12 protein-coding genes are annotated in these 17,450 nt (G+C 69.6%); 8 read left to right on the top strand and 4 right to left on the bottom strand.

Annotated features, from left to right (window positions below):
- Nucleotides 1-397 precede the first annotated feature (397 nt).
- Both ACIHAX_RS17300 and ACIHAX_RS17305 read left to right on the top strand, forming a co-directional pair.
- Nucleotides 398-1,285, top strand: a complete 888-nt coding sequence (locus tag ACIHAX_RS17300) for an SGNH/GDSL hydrolase family protein (protein ID WP_397278460.1) — start codon at nucleotides 398-400, stop codon at nucleotides 1,283-1,285.
- Nucleotides 1,286-1,326: 41 nt separating this feature from the next.
- A complete protein-coding gene (locus ACIHAX_RS17305; RefSeq protein WP_355078571.1) occupies nucleotides 1,327-2,547 on the top strand; it encodes an acetyl-CoA C-acetyltransferase in 1,221 nt (406 codons plus the stop codon).
- 57 nt (nucleotides 2,548-2,604) lie between these two features.
- On the opposite strand, the gene ACIHAX_RS17310 is transcribed toward ACIHAX_RS17305, so the two are convergent.
- Together ACIHAX_RS17310 and ACIHAX_RS17315 are read right to left on the bottom strand one after the other, a co-directional pair.
- Entirely contained in the window at nucleotides 2,605-3,456 is an 852-nt protein-coding gene (locus tag ACIHAX_RS17310; RefSeq protein WP_355078570.1) for a Bax inhibitor-1/YccA family protein, read from the bottom strand.
- A 134-nt stretch (nucleotides 3,457-3,590) separates the two neighbouring features.
- A complete protein-coding gene (locus ACIHAX_RS17315) occupies nucleotides 3,591-4,742 on the bottom strand; it encodes a methyltransferase (protein WP_364429034.1) in 1,152 nt (383 codons plus the stop codon).
- Between the two features lie 398 nt (nucleotides 4,743-5,140).
- Between ACIHAX_RS17315 and ACIHAX_RS17320 the strand changes: the two genes are divergently transcribed.
- The 5 genes from ACIHAX_RS17320 (at nucleotide 5,141) to ACIHAX_RS17340 (ending at nucleotide 14,256) form a co-directional block, all read left to right on the top strand.
- On the top strand, nucleotides 5,141-5,716 hold the full coding sequence (locus ACIHAX_RS17320) for a hypothetical protein (RefSeq protein ID WP_397278463.1): 576 nt from the start codon (nucleotides 5,141-5,143) through the stop codon (nucleotides 5,714-5,716).
- Nucleotides 5,717-5,768: 52 nt separating this feature from the next.
- Nucleotides 5,769-6,548 (top strand): hypothetical protein, encoded by a 780-nt coding sequence (locus ACIHAX_RS17325; RefSeq protein ID WP_397278464.1) that lies wholly within the window; start codon nucleotides 5,769-5,771, stop codon nucleotides 6,546-6,548.
- A gap of 87 nt (nucleotides 6,549-6,635) precedes the next feature.
- Entirely contained in the window at nucleotides 6,636-7,247 is a 612-nt protein-coding gene (locus ACIHAX_RS17330; RefSeq protein WP_355078566.1) for a DUF305 domain-containing protein, read from the top strand.
- A gap of 140 nt (nucleotides 7,248-7,387) precedes the next feature.
- Complete coding sequence (locus tag ACIHAX_RS17335; protein ID WP_397278466.1) at nucleotides 7,388-7,939, top strand: hypothetical protein; 552 nt, start codon at nucleotides 7,388-7,390, stop codon at nucleotides 7,937-7,939.
- Between the two features lie 149 nt (nucleotides 7,940-8,088).
- Nucleotides 8,089-14,256: an amino acid adenylation domain-containing protein gene (locus ACIHAX_RS17340; RefSeq protein WP_397278468.1), complete on the top strand. Its 6,168-nt coding sequence runs from the start codon at nucleotides 8,089-8,091 to the stop codon at nucleotides 14,254-14,256.
- A gap of 6 nt (nucleotides 14,257-14,262) precedes the next feature.
- On the opposite strand, the gene ACIHAX_RS17345 is transcribed toward ACIHAX_RS17340, so the two are convergent.
- Both ACIHAX_RS17345 and ACIHAX_RS17350 read right to left on the bottom strand, forming a co-directional pair.
- A complete protein-coding gene (locus ACIHAX_RS17345) occupies nucleotides 14,263-14,586 on the bottom strand; it encodes a hypothetical protein (protein WP_355078563.1) in 324 nt (107 codons plus the stop codon).
- Between the two features lie 104 nt (nucleotides 14,587-14,690).
- Nucleotides 14,691-16,094, bottom strand: coding sequence for a three-helix bundle dimerization domain-containing protein (locus tag ACIHAX_RS17350; RefSeq protein ID WP_364429016.1), 1,404 nt, complete (start codon nucleotides 16,092-16,094; stop codon nucleotides 14,691-14,693).
- Between the two features lie 449 nt (nucleotides 16,095-16,543).
- Here ACIHAX_RS17350 and ACIHAX_RS17355 point away from each other — a divergent pair, with 449 nt between their 5' ends.
- A complete protein-coding gene (locus ACIHAX_RS17355; protein WP_397278471.1) occupies nucleotides 16,544-17,347 on the top strand; it encodes an SDR family oxidoreductase in 804 nt (267 codons plus the stop codon).
- Nucleotides 17,348-17,450 lie beyond the last annotated feature (103 nt).

Genomic DNA, 17,450 nt, shown 5'->3' on the forward strand with positions numbered 1-17,450 from the left:
TCGCGACGCGCACATTTCGGGCCTGCCTTGCGGCGACCCCGCCGTCGCGGGTCCCGAGCTGACCCGAGCGGGTGTTATCCACACACGTTTGCCGACGACAGTGCGGGGTCAGAGGACCGCAGGGCAGCTGCGCCCCCTACTCAGCAGCAGCCGAAGCCAGGTCCTCGATCCTGCTGCGACGCGCTGCGCACACGCGACGGTCCGCGATCACAGAACGCTCCACGCGCACCGGATTCTCGATGGCCGACTCGGCGACCGTCCGGCTGCTGCTGATCGTCGGTGGCCTATCGCCCGACCATCCGTCGACGCACCCGCGACGCCTGGAAGCCCGCAACGGCTGCCGGTGCGCCTATGTTCGCCGCTGGTCGACTCGGCGGATTTTCGTAAAATTCCTGGCGTGAGCGCACCTCAGTTTCGCTGGCGCGCGGCCGCGCTGACCGGTGCCGCGGCCGTGCTCGCCGGTTCCGGCGCGGGGACCGCGTGGTGGGCGACCTACCGTCTGCTCATGGCGCAGGCGGGCGTCGCGCGCGGAGTGATCGGCCGGGACACCTCGAAGCCGCCGGAAGCCGACGGCATCTACACCGCGGGCTGCGCGGAGCCCGAGCCGTGGCGTGCGGGCAAGCACGCCGACCTCCATCTGATGATCTTCGGCGACTCCACCGCGGCGGGCCTCGGCTGCGCGGTGGCCGACGAGGTGCCGGGCGTGCGCCTGGCCCGAGGACTCGCCGAGGCGACCGGGCAGCGGATCCGCCTGAGCACCAAGGCGATCTCCGGCGCCACGTCCAAGGGTCTGGCCGGGCAGGTGGACGCGATGTTCGTCGCGGGCCCGCCGCCGGATGCCGCGGTCATTCTCGTCGGCGCCAACGATGTCACCAAGAAGCACTCGATCCGCGCCTCCGCGCGCAGGCTCGCCGCCGCGGTCGCCCGGTTGCGCCGCGCCGACGCGGTGGTGGTGGTCGGCACCTGCCCGAATCTCGGCACTGTGGCGGCCATTCCCCAGCCGCTGCGCACCGTCGTGCAGAACTGGAGCGTGCGGTTGGCCAAGGCGCAGCACGTGGCGACGACGGTCGCGGGCGGGCAACCCGTCCGCATGGGTTACCTGCTCGCCCCCGAGTTCCGCGCCGCGCCGGAGCTGCTGTTCGCCGCCGACGGCTTCCACCCGTCGGCGGCCGGCTACGAACTGGCCGCAGCGCAATTGCTCCCGGCGCTGCTGGAGGCACTGGGCGGGACAGGCGCTTTCGGTACTCCGCGACGGGACGTAGATTCGGTACGAACCCGTGAGTAACAACTCCGGTTCGCCAGAACCGTCCGACCCAAGGAGTCCTCATGCCTGAGGCCGTCATCGTTTCGACCGCACGCTCCCCGATCGGCCGGGCCCGCAAGGGTTCGCTGGTCGACCTGCGGCCCGACGATCTGACCACGCAGATTGTGCGGGCAGCGCTCGACAAGGTGCCTGCCCTGGACCCCGCCCAGATCGACGACCTGATCCTGGGCTGCGGCTCGCCTGGCGGTGAGCAGGGCTTCAACATCGCCCGCGTCGTCGCCGTCCAGCTGGGCTACGACTTCGTGCCGGGCACCACGGTGCACCGCTACTGCGCGTCGTCGCTGCAGACCACCCGCATGGCCTTCCACGCGATCAAGGCGGGCGAAGGCGATGTGTTCATCTCCGCGGGTGTGGAGACCGTGTCGCGCTATGTGAACGGTTCCGCCGACAGCTGGCCCAACACGCAGAACCCGCTGTTCGCCGAAGCGCAGCAGCGCACCGCGAAGACCGCGGAGGGCGGCGCGGGCATCTGGCACGACCCGCGCGAGGACGGCCTGATCCCGGACGTCTACATCGCGATGGGCCAGACCGCCGAGAACGTGGCGACCTCCACCGGCATCACCCGCGAGGACCAGGACCGCTGGGGCGTACGGTCGCAGAACCGCGCCGAGGAGGCGATCAAGAACGGTTTCTTCGAGCGCGAGATCACCCCGGTGACGCTGCCCGACGGCACCGTGGTCAGCAAGGACGACGGCCCCCGCGCCGGGGTCACCTACGAGGCAGTGTCCGCGCTGAAGCCGGTGTTCCGCCCGGACGGCACCGTCACCGCGGGCAACTGTTGTCCGCTCAACGACGGCGCCGCGGCGCTGGTCATCATGAGCGACACCAAGGCCAAGGAGCTGGGCCTGACGCCGCTGGCGCGAATCGTTTCCACCGGCGTGTCCGGTCTGTCGCCGGAGATCATGGGTCTCGGCCCGATCGAGGCGTGCAAGCGCGCGCTGGCGCTGGCGGGCAAGACCATCGACGACATCGACCTCGTCGAGATCAACGAGGCGTTCGCGGTGCAGGTCCTCGGCTCGGCGCGGGAGCTGAAGATCGATGAGGACAAGCTGAACGTCTCCGGCGGCGCGATCGCACTCGGACACCCGTTCGGCATGACCGGCGCCAGGATCACCACCACGCTGCTCAACAACCTGCAGACCTACGACAAGCAGTTCGGTCTGGAGACCATGTGCGTCGGCGGCGGCCAGGGCATGGCGATGGTCATCGAGCGTTTGAGCTGACCCGCGGACGAAAGGGCGGTCGCCGGATATCCGGCGACCGCCCTTTCGTCGTATCGGCTAGTCGTTCTGGAAGTAGCTCAGCAGCCGCAGGATCTCCACGTACAGCCACACCAGGGTGACGGTGAGGCCGAGTGCGACGCCCCAGGCCGCCCGCTCCGGAGCCTGCGCGCGGATCAGCTGATCGGCGGCGTCGAAGTCGAGCAGGAAGCTGAACGCGGCGATGGCGATGACCACCAGGCTGAACACGATCGCGAGCGGACCGCCGTCGCGCAGGCCGAGGCCGCCGTCGATGAAGAAGCTGGCGACGAGGTTGCCCAGCATCAGGACCAGGATGCCGATCATGGCGCCGACGATGATCCTGGTGAAGCGCGGCGTCACGCGGATGGCGCCGGTCTTGTAGACCACGAGCATGCCCGCGAAGACACCGAAGGTGCCCAGCACCGCCTGACCGATCAGCGCGCTACCGCCGACCCCGCCGAACTCGATATTGGTGAACATGAACGACAGGGCGCCGAGGAAAAGGCCCTCCGCGACGGCGTAGGACAACACGATCGCCGGGTTGTCCATCTTGTTCGCGAAGGTCGCGATCAGCACGAGCACCAGGCCGACCAGGCCGCCGCCGATCACGAACAGCGGCGCGAGCGAGGTGTTGGCGTTGGTGAGGCCGTAGGAGACGATCGCGGACAGCGCGAGCACCGCGAGGGTGATGCCCGTCTTCGTCACCACGTCGTCGATGGTCATCGAGCGCGTGGTGGGGGGAGCCTGCTGGTACTGGCCGTACTGCTGTGGGTATTGGCCGTACTGGTTGCCGAACTGGCCGGCGGAGGTCACGCCGGAACCGAAGCTGGCGTATCCACCGCCCTCCTGCCTTGGCAGGTTCCTGAAAACCGGATTGCTCGTGGTACGCATGTGAACGGCGTCCCTTTCTGGAGTCGTTGCCGCTGTTCATCGAGTTGCTTCACTCGATATCCAACTGCCCTGTCCAACGTTTGTCATCCGTCGCGAGTTCCCGGGGAGTCGCACAGAGCCGGACAATTCGGACTCTACCTTTGTCGTGGGTCGTGCAGACCACGCACCGACCGAGTCACGGTGAATTTCCGGTTGCGGCCCATCACTTCGGTCCGGCCCACCATCCGTTCGACTACGGCCCGATAGTTCAAATGCGAGTTGTACACCGTCCACAGCTCTCCACCCGGGCGCAACACCCGCCCGGTCTCGGCGAACATTTTGATGGCCGATCCGGTGTGCACGGCCGCGCCGATATGGAACGGCGGATTGCACAGCACCAGGTCGGCGCTGTTGTCCGCCGCCGAGGACATGGCGTCGTCGCGCACGACGCACACTCGGTCGGCGACCCCGTTCGCCTCGGTGGTGGCCCGCGCCGAGGCGACCGCGGCGGCGGATTGGTCGGTGGCGATCACCTTGATACCCGGCCGCGCCTTGGCCAGCGCGACGGCAAGGATGCCGGTGCCGCAGCCGAGATCGATGGCGTCGCGCGCGTCCGGCTTCATCAGTCTCAGGTGCTCGAGCAGGAACCTGGTGCCGATGTCCAGGCGGGCCCCGGAGAACGCCGCGCCGTGCGCGACCACGTCGAGACCGAGTTCGTCCAGCCGGTCGCGCACCGGGAACGGTCGACCGGCTACGGGCTTGGGTCCGGCCACCAGCAGGGTCCGCGACTTCTGCCTGCCGCGGCTTGCGCGCACCTCGGAGAACGACTGCGCCAGAACGTCGTTCATCGACTTGGTCAGATATTTGTCCCGCCCGCCCGCGAACACCTCGACCGCCGGATCCGCGTAGCGCGCGATCGTGTCGGCGACCTCGGCCAGACCGGCCAGCATCCGGGGCAGGCGAAGCAGGACCACCTGGGCATCACGCAGCAACTCGGGGCCGAGCGGGTGCGCGGTGTAGCGATCCGACAAGCCCACCGCGCGGGCGTTGTTCGCGAGGGCGAGTTCGCCGGTGAGCAAGTCCTGATGCACCCGGACGTCGCGCAGATCGTGTCCCGCGATAGCGCCGAGGGTCAGTGCACCATAGGCGTCACCGATGATGGCTACTTTCCCGCTATTCACAGTCGCGAGGGCGTCGGCCGCGACGTCGAGGATCAGCCGATCGGCGGCGTCGACGGCGTAGAGGTTCAGCGCCTCCACGTCCGGATACCGCCGCAACCGGCCAAGTACGTCCTCGACATTTCCCACGCCTCAAGTGTGCTAGATCGTTGCCGCATGGTCGCGCCCACCCCGCCCTATCGATTCCGCCGGATTCCCGGCACGGCGCTCCGCACGCTGAATCCGGTCAGGACAAGCGGTTTCGCGGACGCATCGGTGAATACGGCATTCGATCAACCGCCGATCCCCTCGGGCTCGACGGAGGGGCGATCCGGCGCCGGCACTCACTCCGCCGGCGACGGCAGGAGTCTCGCACACAGGACATGAACCATGGCAATCAAATAGCAATTAATCGGGCTCGGCAGACCGACCATTCGAGGTGCACGAGTGTTCGCACCTCCGCGTAGCTTGCGGCGGGCCGATGGCGAATGCGCCGCAACGCTCTCCGGTTACGCCGTCCGAGGCCTTTCGCTGAGTAGCATCGGGCCATGCGCAACAGGATGGTGCTCATGGTCGCGGTCGCGACGGCACTGCTCGCGGGCTGCGGGGACGGCGAGTCGGCACCGGGCCCACCGGCCGCGTCGAAACCCGCCACGTCGGTCGCGGTAGCGCAGGCCCCAGCCCCCGGGGACACCGCACCGAAGCAGGGCAAGCCTTCCGGCGACACCGCGCTCACGGTGACCGATGTGCGGCTGGGAAGTCAGCCCGGTTTCGATCGCGTGGTCTACGAACTCGGCGGGGCGGGCACGCCCGGTTGGATCGTCCGGTACACCGACCGGGCGGTGCAGGACGCCAGTGGCAATCCGGTGGACGTGGCGGGCCGGTCGATTCTGGAAGTACGAATCCTGGGCTCGGCTTACCCGTTCGACAGCGGCGTGACACCGTACGAGGGCCCGGACCCGGCCGTCGACGCGGCGGTCTCCGGCATCGCGGGCGTCTACCGGACGACGGTGTTCGAGGGCGTGACGCAGTCGTTCATCGGCGTACGGGCCGACCGGCCCTCCTTCACCGTCACCACGCTGCCCAACCCGACCCGATTGGTCGTCGACGTCGCGAGCTCCTAGATACCGGTACCGCCAACGGGTATATCGAGAGCGGGGGCTAGACTCGGTACTCGTGGTCGACCGCCGCGCACTTCCCGCCGCCGGGCTCGCCCAGCTCCTAGGGGTGCTGGCGTTGGTCGCCGGGGTCGTCGCGATGCATTCGGCGGTCTTCGGGTTCTCCGGCCACGCCCACGCGGCCGGCGTGCACACCCTCGCGGCCGCCTCCGACGCGGTAGCCGACGGACTCGAACGAGCTGCCGCCGCGCCCGGGTTTCCTCATCGACACGCGACACCGCAATCCTCGGGCGCCGCTCCGACCGGCCACGATCGACCTCAGGACAGGGCGCACCGCGACGACCGGCAACGCGGCCAGGAGTTATCGGGCACACCGGGCGCATCCGCACCGGTGGTCGCTTCCCGCGACTCGACTACCCCGCCAGCCGTCCGGGCAACCCCGGGCGCATCCGCACCGGCCGTCGCTTCCCGCGACTCGACTACCCCGCCAGCCGTCCGGGCAACCCCGGGCGCATCCGCACCGGCCGTCGCTTCCCGCGACTCGTCTGCGCCTCGAGCCGTCGAGGCGACCTCAGGCGCGTCATGGCACGCGACCGTCGCGGCGAAGATGTCCCACTGCGCGGGCGGCGGGTGCGACGGCGAGCACAGCGCACTGCACGGCTGTGTGTTCATCTTGGCCGCCTCCATCGCGTTGGCCGCGTTGGTGCTGCTCCGCCGATTGGCGTTCGATCGCCCCGGCGGCGGTGCGGCACGACCGCGGCACTGGCGGGCGCGGCGTGCACGACCGCCGCCGTGGACCGTGCTCACCTTGGCCGAACTGGCGATTCTGCGGATCTGACAACTCCGTCGCCGCCGTGTGTCCGAACCACGGTGGCGGCGCAGTCCACTCCGTCCTCAGACTTCGCACTTCGCAAGGAGCGACCCCATGTTCATCACTCGCACCCGATCGGCCCTCGTTCTCGCCGCGGCGGCCGCGGTGAGCCTCGCCGGATGCGGCGACGCCGACACCGGGCACACCACCGAGCACGGCACCTCGACCACCACCGCGGCCGTCACGACCGCGCCCGCCCGTGCGGCGCACAACGACGCGGACGTGATGTTCCTCCAGATGATGTATCCGCATCACGCCCAAGCCGTCGAAATGGCGCGGCTGGTGCCGACGCACACCGACAACCAGCAGCTGCGTGCGCTCGCCACGCAGGTGGAGCAAGCACAGGCGCCGGAGATGCAGCAGATCACCACCCTCTTGCAGAGCTTCGGCAAACCGGCGCCCACCCCGAGCGAGGGGCACGGCGGCCACGAGATGCCCGGCATGATGTCCGCCGAACAGATGGCGGCGCTGGACGCGGCATCGGGTCCGGACTTCGACCGTCAATGGCTGACCATGATGATCGAGCATCACGCGGGCGCGATCGCCATGGCCCAGACCGAGCTGGCCGAGGGCGAGAACGCCGACGCGAAGGCGCTCGCTCAGCGGATCATCGCCGCCCAGCAGGCCGAAATAGCGCAGATGCGAGCCATGCTCGGCCAGAGCTGAACCGCTCCCCCGCGCCGATATCGGTTGGCCATCGTTATCGGCGCGGGCTCGGCGTGGCGGGTCCCCGCGACGTACCTTCGGATTGTCCGGCTCCGTTCATCCGTCCCGGCCGGACTTCCGAGGGGAGCGAGGGACCGACCATGCGACGACTCGAACGCGCGGGCCGGCTGGTGGCCGCCACGGCCACCGCGGCGGGCGCGCTGACCATCGGCGCCTGCGCACAGCAGATCTCCGGCACGGCGGAGGTCAACCGGACCGACCTGGCCGCGTACGCCTCCGAGGTCACCTCCTCCTCGGCCGCCGCCTCGTCGGCACGGGCCGCCGCGGCCGAACGCGCCACCAAGTCGGCCTGTGACGCCTTCCTGGCCGCGAACGGCAGCTCGGTACGCGCGTTCAACGACTACATCGATGCAAGCAACACGAAAGGCCGCGGCGATCCCGATACGAACGGCAAAGCCGACGCGGCTGTCACGACGCTGCGGAACAACGGGCGCTCGGTGGACCAGAGCGTGACCAGAGAAGTGCCGTCCGGGATCGCCACCCCGCTGCGCGCCTACCGCGACGACACCAACGCCTTGGCCGACACGCTGGCCCGCCGCGCCGACACCGACACTTTGAACGCCGCGATCGACCGGTTCAACGCCACGAAGAACACCGCGCTGACCGCCTGTCAGGGGCACGGCACCCGCTGAACCGTGCCGCTCGGGCTCACGCGCGTGCCAACGGCTCGCGGCACGCGCCGCCGTTCGACCAGAGCGGTATCGCCTTCTCATCGTTGAGGAATCCCGCCGTGCGGCTGTAGCATCTGGCCGTTTACTGCCACGCGGAACGGGACGATTACATGACCAGCGGTATCCGGGATACTCGTCCACCCGCCCGGAAAGGCCGCCGCCGCAGATCCGCCGAATCGGCCACGCCGACGTTCGCCGCGCTGCTGGCCGCCGCCGCGGAGCACAATCCCGACGGCGTCGCCGTGGTCTGCGACGACAGCGAGATCACCTACCGCGACCTCGACGCGCGCTCCTCGCGGCTGGCCCGCACGCTGATCGCCGCGGGCGCGGGCCCCGAAACAGCGGTGGCGGTGGCGCTGCCGCGTTCGCTCGATTCGGTGCTCGCGGTCTGGGCGATCGCGAAGTCCGGTGCGGCGTTCGTCCCTGTGGACCCGGCACTTCCCCTGTCCCGCATCAAGTTCCAGGTCATCGACAGCGGTGCCGCGCTGGGCCTGACCCAGGCCGCCCACGCGGCGACACTACCCACCGAGGTGCGCTGGCTCGCGCTGGACGATGCCGAAGTGATCGCACAGGTGGCGGCGAATCCCGCGAGCCCGATCGCGTATTTCGAACGCCCCGTTCGACTTCGCGCCACCCACGCGGCCTACGTGATCTACACATCGGGATCGACCGGACGCCCGAAAGGCGTCGCCGTGACCCATGCCGGGCTCGCCCCGCTGTGCGCCGAACTGGCCGCGCGGCAGGCGCTGGACAAAGACGCGCGGGTGCTGCACTTCGCGTCACCGAGCTTCGACGCCTCGGTGCTGGAGTTGCTGCTCGCGATCTGCTCCGCCGCCACGCTGGTGATCGCCCCACCGACCCTGTACGGCGGCACCGCACTGGTGGAACTGCTCGCACGGCAGGCGATCACCCACGCCTTCCTCACTCCGTCCGCGCTGGCCACCATCGAGCCGACCGGACTGCCCGCCCTGCGTTCGGTCATGGTCGGCGGCGAGCCGTGCCCGCCGATGTTGCCCCGGCACTGGGCGGCCGACGGCCGTCTGTTCCAGAATGCCTACGGCCCCACGGAATCCACCATCATGGCGACGCTGAGCCCGCCGTTGTCACCGGACGCACCGGTCACCATCGGGTCGGCTGTGCCGGGTATGCGCTGCCAGGTACTCGATCACCGGTTGCGCCCGGTCGGCGTCGGCGTCGTCGGCGAGCTGTACGTGTCCGGGCCCGGGGTGGCGCGGGGGTACCACGGACGCCCGGATCTGACCGGACAGCGGTTCCTCGCCGATCCGTTCGGACCGCCCGGCTCGCGGATGTACCGCACCGGCGACCTCGTCCGGCGCACCACCTCGGGCCATCTGGACTATTTCGGCCGGGCCGACGACCAGGTCAAGGTCAGGGGTTTCCGGATCGAACTCGGCGAGATCGACGCCATCCTGTCGACACAGCCCGGCGTCCGGCTGGCCGTGACCGTCGACCGCAAGACCGCCGCGGGCGAGACCACGCTGGCCGCCTTCGTCCAACCGGAACCGGGCTATGCCCCTGACCCCGCCACGCTGGCCGACGCGCTGGCCGCGCTGCTGCCCAAGTACATGGTGCCCAACACGATCACGGTCGTGGATCGGATCCCACGCACCCCGACGGGCAAGGCCGATCGGCCCGCGCTGCGCGTGCGCGCCCTGGACGAGCCGGACTACCGGCCCGCCGTCGACCTCGGCGAGGAAACGGTCGCCGAGGTCTTCGCACGCGTGCTGCGCCGAGAGCGGTTCAGCGCGGACGCCGATTTCTTCGCGGCGGGCGGCAACTCGCTGCTGGCGACGCAGGTCGCCGCGCGCCTGAGCGAAACATGGCGGCTGCGCATCCCACCCCGGCTGGTGTTCGACCATCCGACAGTCACCACCTTGTCCAAGGCGATCCGCTCGCAGCAATTCGACACCGCACGCCCGGTGTTGCGCGCACGGACCAGGCCGGAGCGTATCCCGCTGTCGCCGGCCCAGCTGCGGTTCTGGCTGCGCAACCAGTTCGACACGACGTCCTCGGTGGACAACATCGGCTTCGCGCTGCGGCTGTCGGAGCTGGATATTCCCGCCTTGCGCGCGGCATTCGCCGACACGGTCGAGCGGCACGAGTCGCTGCGTACGAGTTATCCCGCCGACGCGAACGGACCGCGGCAACTCATCCTCGGCACCGAGCAGGTGGTAGACGATTTCGCGGTGGAGGAACTGTCCGACGACGCGGTACCCGACCGCGTCCGCGCCATCCTGCGGCACGGGTTCGACGTGTCGGCCGAGGTGCCGCTGCGCGTCCGGCTGCTGCGTACCCCCACCGAGTACGTCCTGGTCTGCGCCCTTCACCACATCTGCGCCGACGGATCCTCGCTGGCGCCGCTGGCCCGCGACGTCGCTTTGGCCTACGCCGCCCGTAGCGCGGGAGCCGCCCCGGCCTGGCTGCCACCGGATGTGCAGTACGCCGACTATGCCCTGTGGCAGCAGGATCTGCTCGGTTCCCGCGACGACCCCGATTCACCGCTGTCGCGGCAACTGGCGTACTGGACCGGCGAGCTGGCCGGTCTGCCCGACGAACTCGACCTGCCCGCCGACCGGCCGCGCCCGCCGGTGGCCACACTGCGCGGCTCGGCCACTCAGCGGACGGTGCCCGCGACCTTGCACCGCGACCTGCTCACCGTCGCGCGCGCCCACCGATCGACGCTGTTCATGGTGATGCGCTCGGCGCTCGCCGTGCTGCTGGCCCGCCTGTCCGGAAGCTACGACATCGCGATCGGCGTGCCGATGACCAACCGGGCCGAGCCCGCGCTCGCGGATGTCGTCGGCATGTTCGTCAACACCACCGTCTCCCGGACCAGGATCGAGCCCGCGGAGAGTTTCACCGCTCTGCTGCACCGCACCCGGGAACGGGATCTGGTCAACTTCGCGCACTCCGAGGTGCCGTTCGAGCACGTGGTCGACGCCGTCGATCCGACCCGATCACCCGGACGCCACCCGCTCTACCAGGTCGGCTTCGCCTTCCAGAATTTCACGCAGGCCACCTTGGACCTGTCCGGGCCCAGCGTGTCGTTCCTCGACGTGGACGCCGACACGGCGAAAACCGATCTGCACATCGGCGTGGTCGACATCCGCGACGACGACGGCGAGCCCGGCGAGATCATCATCCGATTCGGTTACAGCACAGACCTGTTCGACGAGCACACGGTGCAGCGCTTCCTCGACGGCTACATCCGAACCCTGCTGCGGGTCGCGGCCGAGCCCGACGCCGTGGTCGGCGACATCGACATCATGGACCCGGTCGAGCACAAACGCATCCGCTCCTGGGGCGCCGGAGCCGAGCACGACGTGCGGGCCGAGCCGCTCACCGCCGCGACGGCGCGGCAGGCCGCGGCGACGCCGGACGCGATCGCGGTGGTCTGCGGATCCGAGACGCTCACTTACGCGCGACTGCTCGAACGATCCGCGCGGCTGGCTCGCTGGCTGATCGAACGAGGCGTGGGTGCGGAGACCGTCGTCGCGGTGGCGATGCGGCGGTCGATCCAGCAGGTCGTCGCGCTGCACGCGATCGTGGCGGCGGGCGCGGCCTGGGTGCCGATCGACCCGGGACACCCGGCCGAGCGCATCCGGTACGTGCTCGAATCGGCGGCGCCCCGGTGCGTGCTGACCACCGCGGCGGACGGTTTCACCGCGGCCGAGGCTTACGACATCGACACCCTGGACCTCGACCGCTTCGGCGCGGAACCCGTGCTCGACGCCGAGCGCCGGACACCGTGGCACGCCGACCACCCCGCCTATCTCATCTACACCTCCGGGTCGACCGGCCGCCCCAAGGGCGTGGCGATCAGCCATCGGGCGATCGTGCACCAGCTCGCTTGGATGCAGGCGGAATACGCTGTCGACGCCACCGACGTCTATCTGCACAAAACTCCCGCGACCTTCGACGTGTCCCTGTGGGGCTACTTCCTGCCGCTGCGCGCGGGCGCGCGGATGGTGCTGGCCGGACCGGACGAGCATCGCGACCCGGCGGCGCTGTCCCGGCTGATCGCCGAGCACCGGGTGACGCTCACCGATTTCGTTCCCGCGATGCTCACGGTATTCGCCCAGCAGGCAACGGCGGACGAACTGTCCTCGCTACGAGCTGTTTTCGTCATCGGAGAGGCGCTGCCGCCGGAAACCGCGCGTGCCTTCGCGAACGTGACCACGGCCGAGTTGCACAACCTGTACGGACCTACCGAGGCCGCGGTGAGTATCACGCGACACGCGGTCTCGGCCGCCGATCGCACCGCGGCCGGCGTTCCCATCGGTGTGCCGGAATGGAATTCGCGCTGCCACGTGCTGGACGACCGGTTGCGGCCGGTTCCGGTGGGAGTGGCGGGCGAGCTCTACCTCGGTGGCATTCAGCTGGCCCGCGGTTACCATGGCGCGCCGGGTCTGACCGCGGCCCGGTTCGTCGCCGATCCGCTGCACCCGGGCGAACGGATGTACCGGACCGGTGACCTCGTGCGCTGGCACCGCATCGGTACCCTGGACTATCTGGGCCGCACGGATTTCCAGGTCAAGGTCCGCGGCCACCGCATCGAACTCGGTGAGATCGAAGCGGCTTTGCTGGCCGACCCTGCGGTGGGCCGGGCCGCGGTGGCGGTCAAGGGCTCCGATGCCGGTGACCGGCTGGTCGGCTACGTCGTCGCGGCGCCGGGGGCCACGGTCGACCCGGATGTCGTGCGTCAGTCGGTCGCTCGCGTGCTGCCCGGTTACATGGTGCCGTCGGCGGTGCTGGCGCTCGACGCGTTGCCGGTGAACACCAGCGGGAAGCTCGACCGCGCCGCGCTACCCCAGCCGGTATTCGCCGCACGCACCGGTGCGCAGCCCGGCACCGCACTGGAGCGCGCGGTCGCGGACGTCTTCGCCGACGTGCTCGGCGTGTCCCCGATCGGGGTGGCCGACGACTTCTTCGAACTCGGCGGGTCGTCACTACTCGCGTTCACATTGCACCAGCGGCTGTCGGAGCGGCTCCGCCGCGACGTGCCGATGTCGGCGATCCTCGCGACCCCGACCGTCGGCGGCCTCGCGGCGCGACTAGCGGGCGGGTCCGCCCCCACCGCGGCGACGCCCGAACGCGACGCCGTGCTGGAGCCGGAGATCGGCATCGGCGGATGCGAGCCCGCGCACACCGGTCCGCCACAGGAGATCCTGCTGACCGGCGCGACCGGCTTTCTCGGCGTACACCTGCTGCAAGCCCTGCTGGATCGCACCGAGGCGAGGGTGTGGTGCGTGGTGCGCGCCGCCGACGCCGAGGAAGGCATCGACCGAATCCTCGGTGCGCTGAGCCACTACCGGCTCTCCGGAACCACCGCCGCGGAGCGGATCGTCGTCGTCGCGGGCGATCTCACCGCACCGCGCCTCGGCCTCGACCCGGCCGATTACGACCGATTGGCCGACAGCATCGACGTGATCTATCACAACGGCGCGCGCGTCAATCACGTCGATCCTTATGCCCGGCTACGGCAGGCCAACGTCGAGGGCACCCGCGAGTTGTTGCGGCTGGCGACGGCGCGGCGGGTCAAGCCGTTCCACCTGGTCTCCACCATGGGCGCGGCCGTCGCCGCGACGCCGGATTCGCCGGTGGTCACCGAGGACATCCGCCTACCCGCGGGGCAGGTGTCCGGCAACGGCTACCTCGCCTCCAAATGGGCCGCCGAGGAACTGGTCCGCCAAGCAGGCGAACGTGGTGTGCCCATCGCCATCTACCGTCCGAGCACCATCTGCGGTTGCCCGGACATCGGCGTCAACAGCCCGCAGGATTCGCTGTGGAACATGGTGCGAGCCGCCGCGATGCTCGGCATGGCGCCCGACGTGGGCGAGGCGACCGTTTCCTTGGTTCCGGTGAGCTATGTGGCGGGCGCGATCGTGGAGATCTCGGCTCGTCCGCGCTCGGAAACCGTCTATCACCTGGTCAATCGGGCCCCGGTAGCGGTCGGGGAGATCCTCGCCAGTCTGCGCGCGCACGGTTTGCCGGTGGCGACGATGCCGGAGGACACGGTGCGCGCGGGCCTGGCCAGGGAAGCGCGGCGGCGCGACGCGCTCGGCGACGATTCGCTGGTGCGCGCGGCCCTGCTGAGCCACGACTTCGCCGGACTCGCCGGTCACCTCGACTGGGCCGACGAACACACCCGCGCCGCGCTCGCGGACACCGGCATGGCCTGCCCGGAGATCGACCGTGCGGTAGTGGACACCTTCGTCCGGGAGTTCATCGAGTCGGGTTTCCTGCCCCGGGATTGACGCTCCTCAGTACCCCGGCGGCACGGTGGCCCGTTCGGCGGGCGGTGCGGCGTGCCTGCGGGCCCGCACCTGCTCCAGCACGATCAGGCCCACCCCGATCAGCAGGAAGACGACCGTGATGATCGCGGCCACGACCGAGAGCCTGCCGAACCCCCAGCCGGCGAGCACCGCCGCGGTTATCGCACCCGCCGCGGCGACCAGCAGCAACCCGTACCCCGGCCAGTTCCTGGTGTCGGCCATCGTCGCTCCCGGCGGCGGCGCGGAGTCGCGCGCGATATCCGGGGCGTCATCGATCGGAGGGATCTCCCATGGGCCGTCGTCCGCTGTCACTGGTCGTTCCTCCCGCCGCGATACCGGCCGTTGTTCCGGTATCTGATGCGAAGAGGGTGCCCGGATCCTCTCCACCGAAACGCTAGCGGCGATCCGCCCCGGGTTCAGTTGTAGGACTTGGTTACTCCGTCGAGCAGGTGCTCCAGGGTGTCGTAGGTCGGGGTGGCGACGACGTCCAGCAGGTCCGGGGCCACCGGGACGTTGCGTTCGGCGACGACCTTCGCGAACTGGGCGCCGTCGTTGGTGCGGAAGCCGTGCTCGGCGGCCAGGCGCTGCAATTCCGGGTCGGTGGACAGCAGGCGCCCGAGCCGGTCACCCGCCGCGCCGAACGGCACCAGCGTGTGCCGGGACAACACCGTCGGTGACGGGTACAGCAGCGTCATCTCGGGTTTGATCTGGCCGCGCACGGTCGCCTCGACGTACTGCGCCTCGTAGATCCAGGCCATCGGCGTCGGGCCCATACCCGTGGCGAGGTAGTTGTTGAACGGGCCCTCGGTGGTGTTCTCGGTGTAACCCTGGCCCACGAAAAGCCGCGACACCGCGGGGAGGACGGCCTGCTCGGCGTTCTGCCCCTGCACGATCGTGTTGTTGTTCGCGACGTAGCTCGCCGCGGCCAGATACATGGCCGCGGAGTTGGAGCTGCGCGGGTCGGTGGTGGAGATCAGGATGTTCTTGCGCACCGGGTAGGCGGTGTTGTCGGGCAGTTCGTCCCAGCGGGTGCCGTTGCGCACCAGCTCGAGGTAGCGGCGCAGGTCGAGCGTCGGCACCTGGCCGGGGCGCACCGCTCCCGCCCGGGTGAGCAGCTCGGTGATCGGCGCGAACGTCGCGACGGCCATCGGCGAGGAGAACGGCGTGTATTTCGCGGTCACGTTGCGCTGCCGCTGGATTCGCTCGGCGGCCGGTTCGCTGGACGGGAAGGCGAAATCGAATTTCGTGAGATCGATGGACGTGGCGATCTGCCGCGAACCGGCGGGCTCGACCTCGACGCGCACGCCGTTGCGCGCCAGCGCGTCGATCACCTTGGGGTCGGAGAAGAACGGCATCTTCTCCGAGCCGACCACACCGTGGACGACCGTGAGCGCCGCGGCGGGCGCGGGAGCGGCGGCGGGCGCCTCCGGAGCGGGTTGCCGCACGGCGAGAACCACGGCGATCACCGTCAGAACGACGACGGCGCCCACGGCGTACGGTGCGAAACGCTTCTTGGACGACAAAAGCTCACGGATCTCCGACAGTTTCCCGGGAGCGGCGGCGGGGGCCTGCGGCGACTTGTCCATCGGGACCGTGGTGGGTTGCACTTCCGCCTCGGGAGACTTCTCCAATTCCCGCCGCACCAACCGCTCGATCAGAATCGGGACGAACTGCCGCACCGGGCGGCCCTCGAATTTCCGCCGCGCCGCACCGACGGCGCTCTCGATATGGTCCGGAGAATAAGTCTCGGTGTAGTTTTCGACCAGCCGCTCCGTCATCTGACGGATCGCCTGTTCCTCGCGGACGGTATCGACAACCACCACAATCTCCTCGGCGTCGGGGGTAACGCGGCAGCGTCTCCGGCCTGCACCGCGCCGGCCAACACTAGCCCCATCCCTCCACCGCCGACATCCGGAACGGCTTCCCTCCGGTGAACGATTTCGACTGCGCCGGTGCGCATCCCACGTCGCCATGCACACCCGTCCGCCCAGCTCACAGGCCCGCGAACCACGCGAGCGCGGCACACACGACAGCCCGCCGACGCCACGTCCGGGCTCGAACCCGCCATGCAGAATTCAATGGGCAATATCCGAGCCGCCACCACGTGTTGTACTCCCGTTTCCCACCGCCATTGGGCCGGGCGGGCATCGACGCCGCGTTCGTCGTGCGGTCGGCTCCGCAGCACATCGACGGCACCGAAGTTACTTTCTGGTAGCACAGAGCGAGAGCTGACGATATCGTCAGCATGTTGCCGTCGAAAAGGAGCGTTATGTCTCGCGTCGCTGTGGTCACCGGTGCGTCGTCCGGAATCGGGAAGGCTACGGCCGCCGCGCTGGCCGGGCGGGGGTATCGGGTGATCGGCACCAGCCGCAATCCCGACGCCATCGGTTCGGACGCCGTGCTGCCCGAGGTCGAGTACCGCGCGCTCGACCTCACCGATCCGGCTTCGATCGAGGCCTTCGCCGCCGGTCTGGACCACGTCGACGTGCTCGTGAACAATGCGGGCGAGAGCCAGGCGGGACCGCTGGCCGAGTTGCCCACCGACGCCGTCGAGCGACTGTTCCAGCTGAATGTGCTCGGCCCGATCGCCCTGACCAAGGCGGTGCTGCCCGGCATGCGGGATCGCCGCTACGGGCGCGTCGTCATGGTCGGGTCGATGCTCGCCAGCTTCCCCATGCCCTACCGCTCCTCCTATGTCGCCACCAAGGCGGCGCTGCGCGGCTTCGCGGTCGCCGCCCGCTTCGAGGAATCCCCCTTCGGCGTCTGGATCACCGCCGTCGAGCCCGGCCAGATCGACACCGGACTCCGCGAACGCCGCACCAAGTACCTCACCGACGGCTCCCCCCACACCGCCGATTTCACGACCTTCATGGCGAAACTCGACGAAAACCAGTCCAAGGGCATCACCCCAGAAAAGGTCGCCACCACGATCGTCAAAGCGATCGAAGCCCCGCGCCCCCAACCCCTCTACGCCGTAGGCAGCAACGCCCCCGCCCTCTTCATCCTCCGCCGCCTTCTCCCCCGCACCGCCATGGAACGCATCATCGCCCGCGCCCACGGACTCTCACGCTGACAGGTTGCGGGCCGGGTGGCCCGCAACTCACCGCCGTTACAGCTACGTCATGTCGCGATCGCCCACTGCCCGTGCCGTGCAGCCGGTAGCACCGATCACGAAG

This window comes from Nocardia sp. NPDC051929 (assembly GCF_044548645.1).
GTDB lineage: Bacteria > Actinomycetota > Actinomycetes > Mycobacteriales > Mycobacteriaceae > Nocardia > Nocardia sichangensis.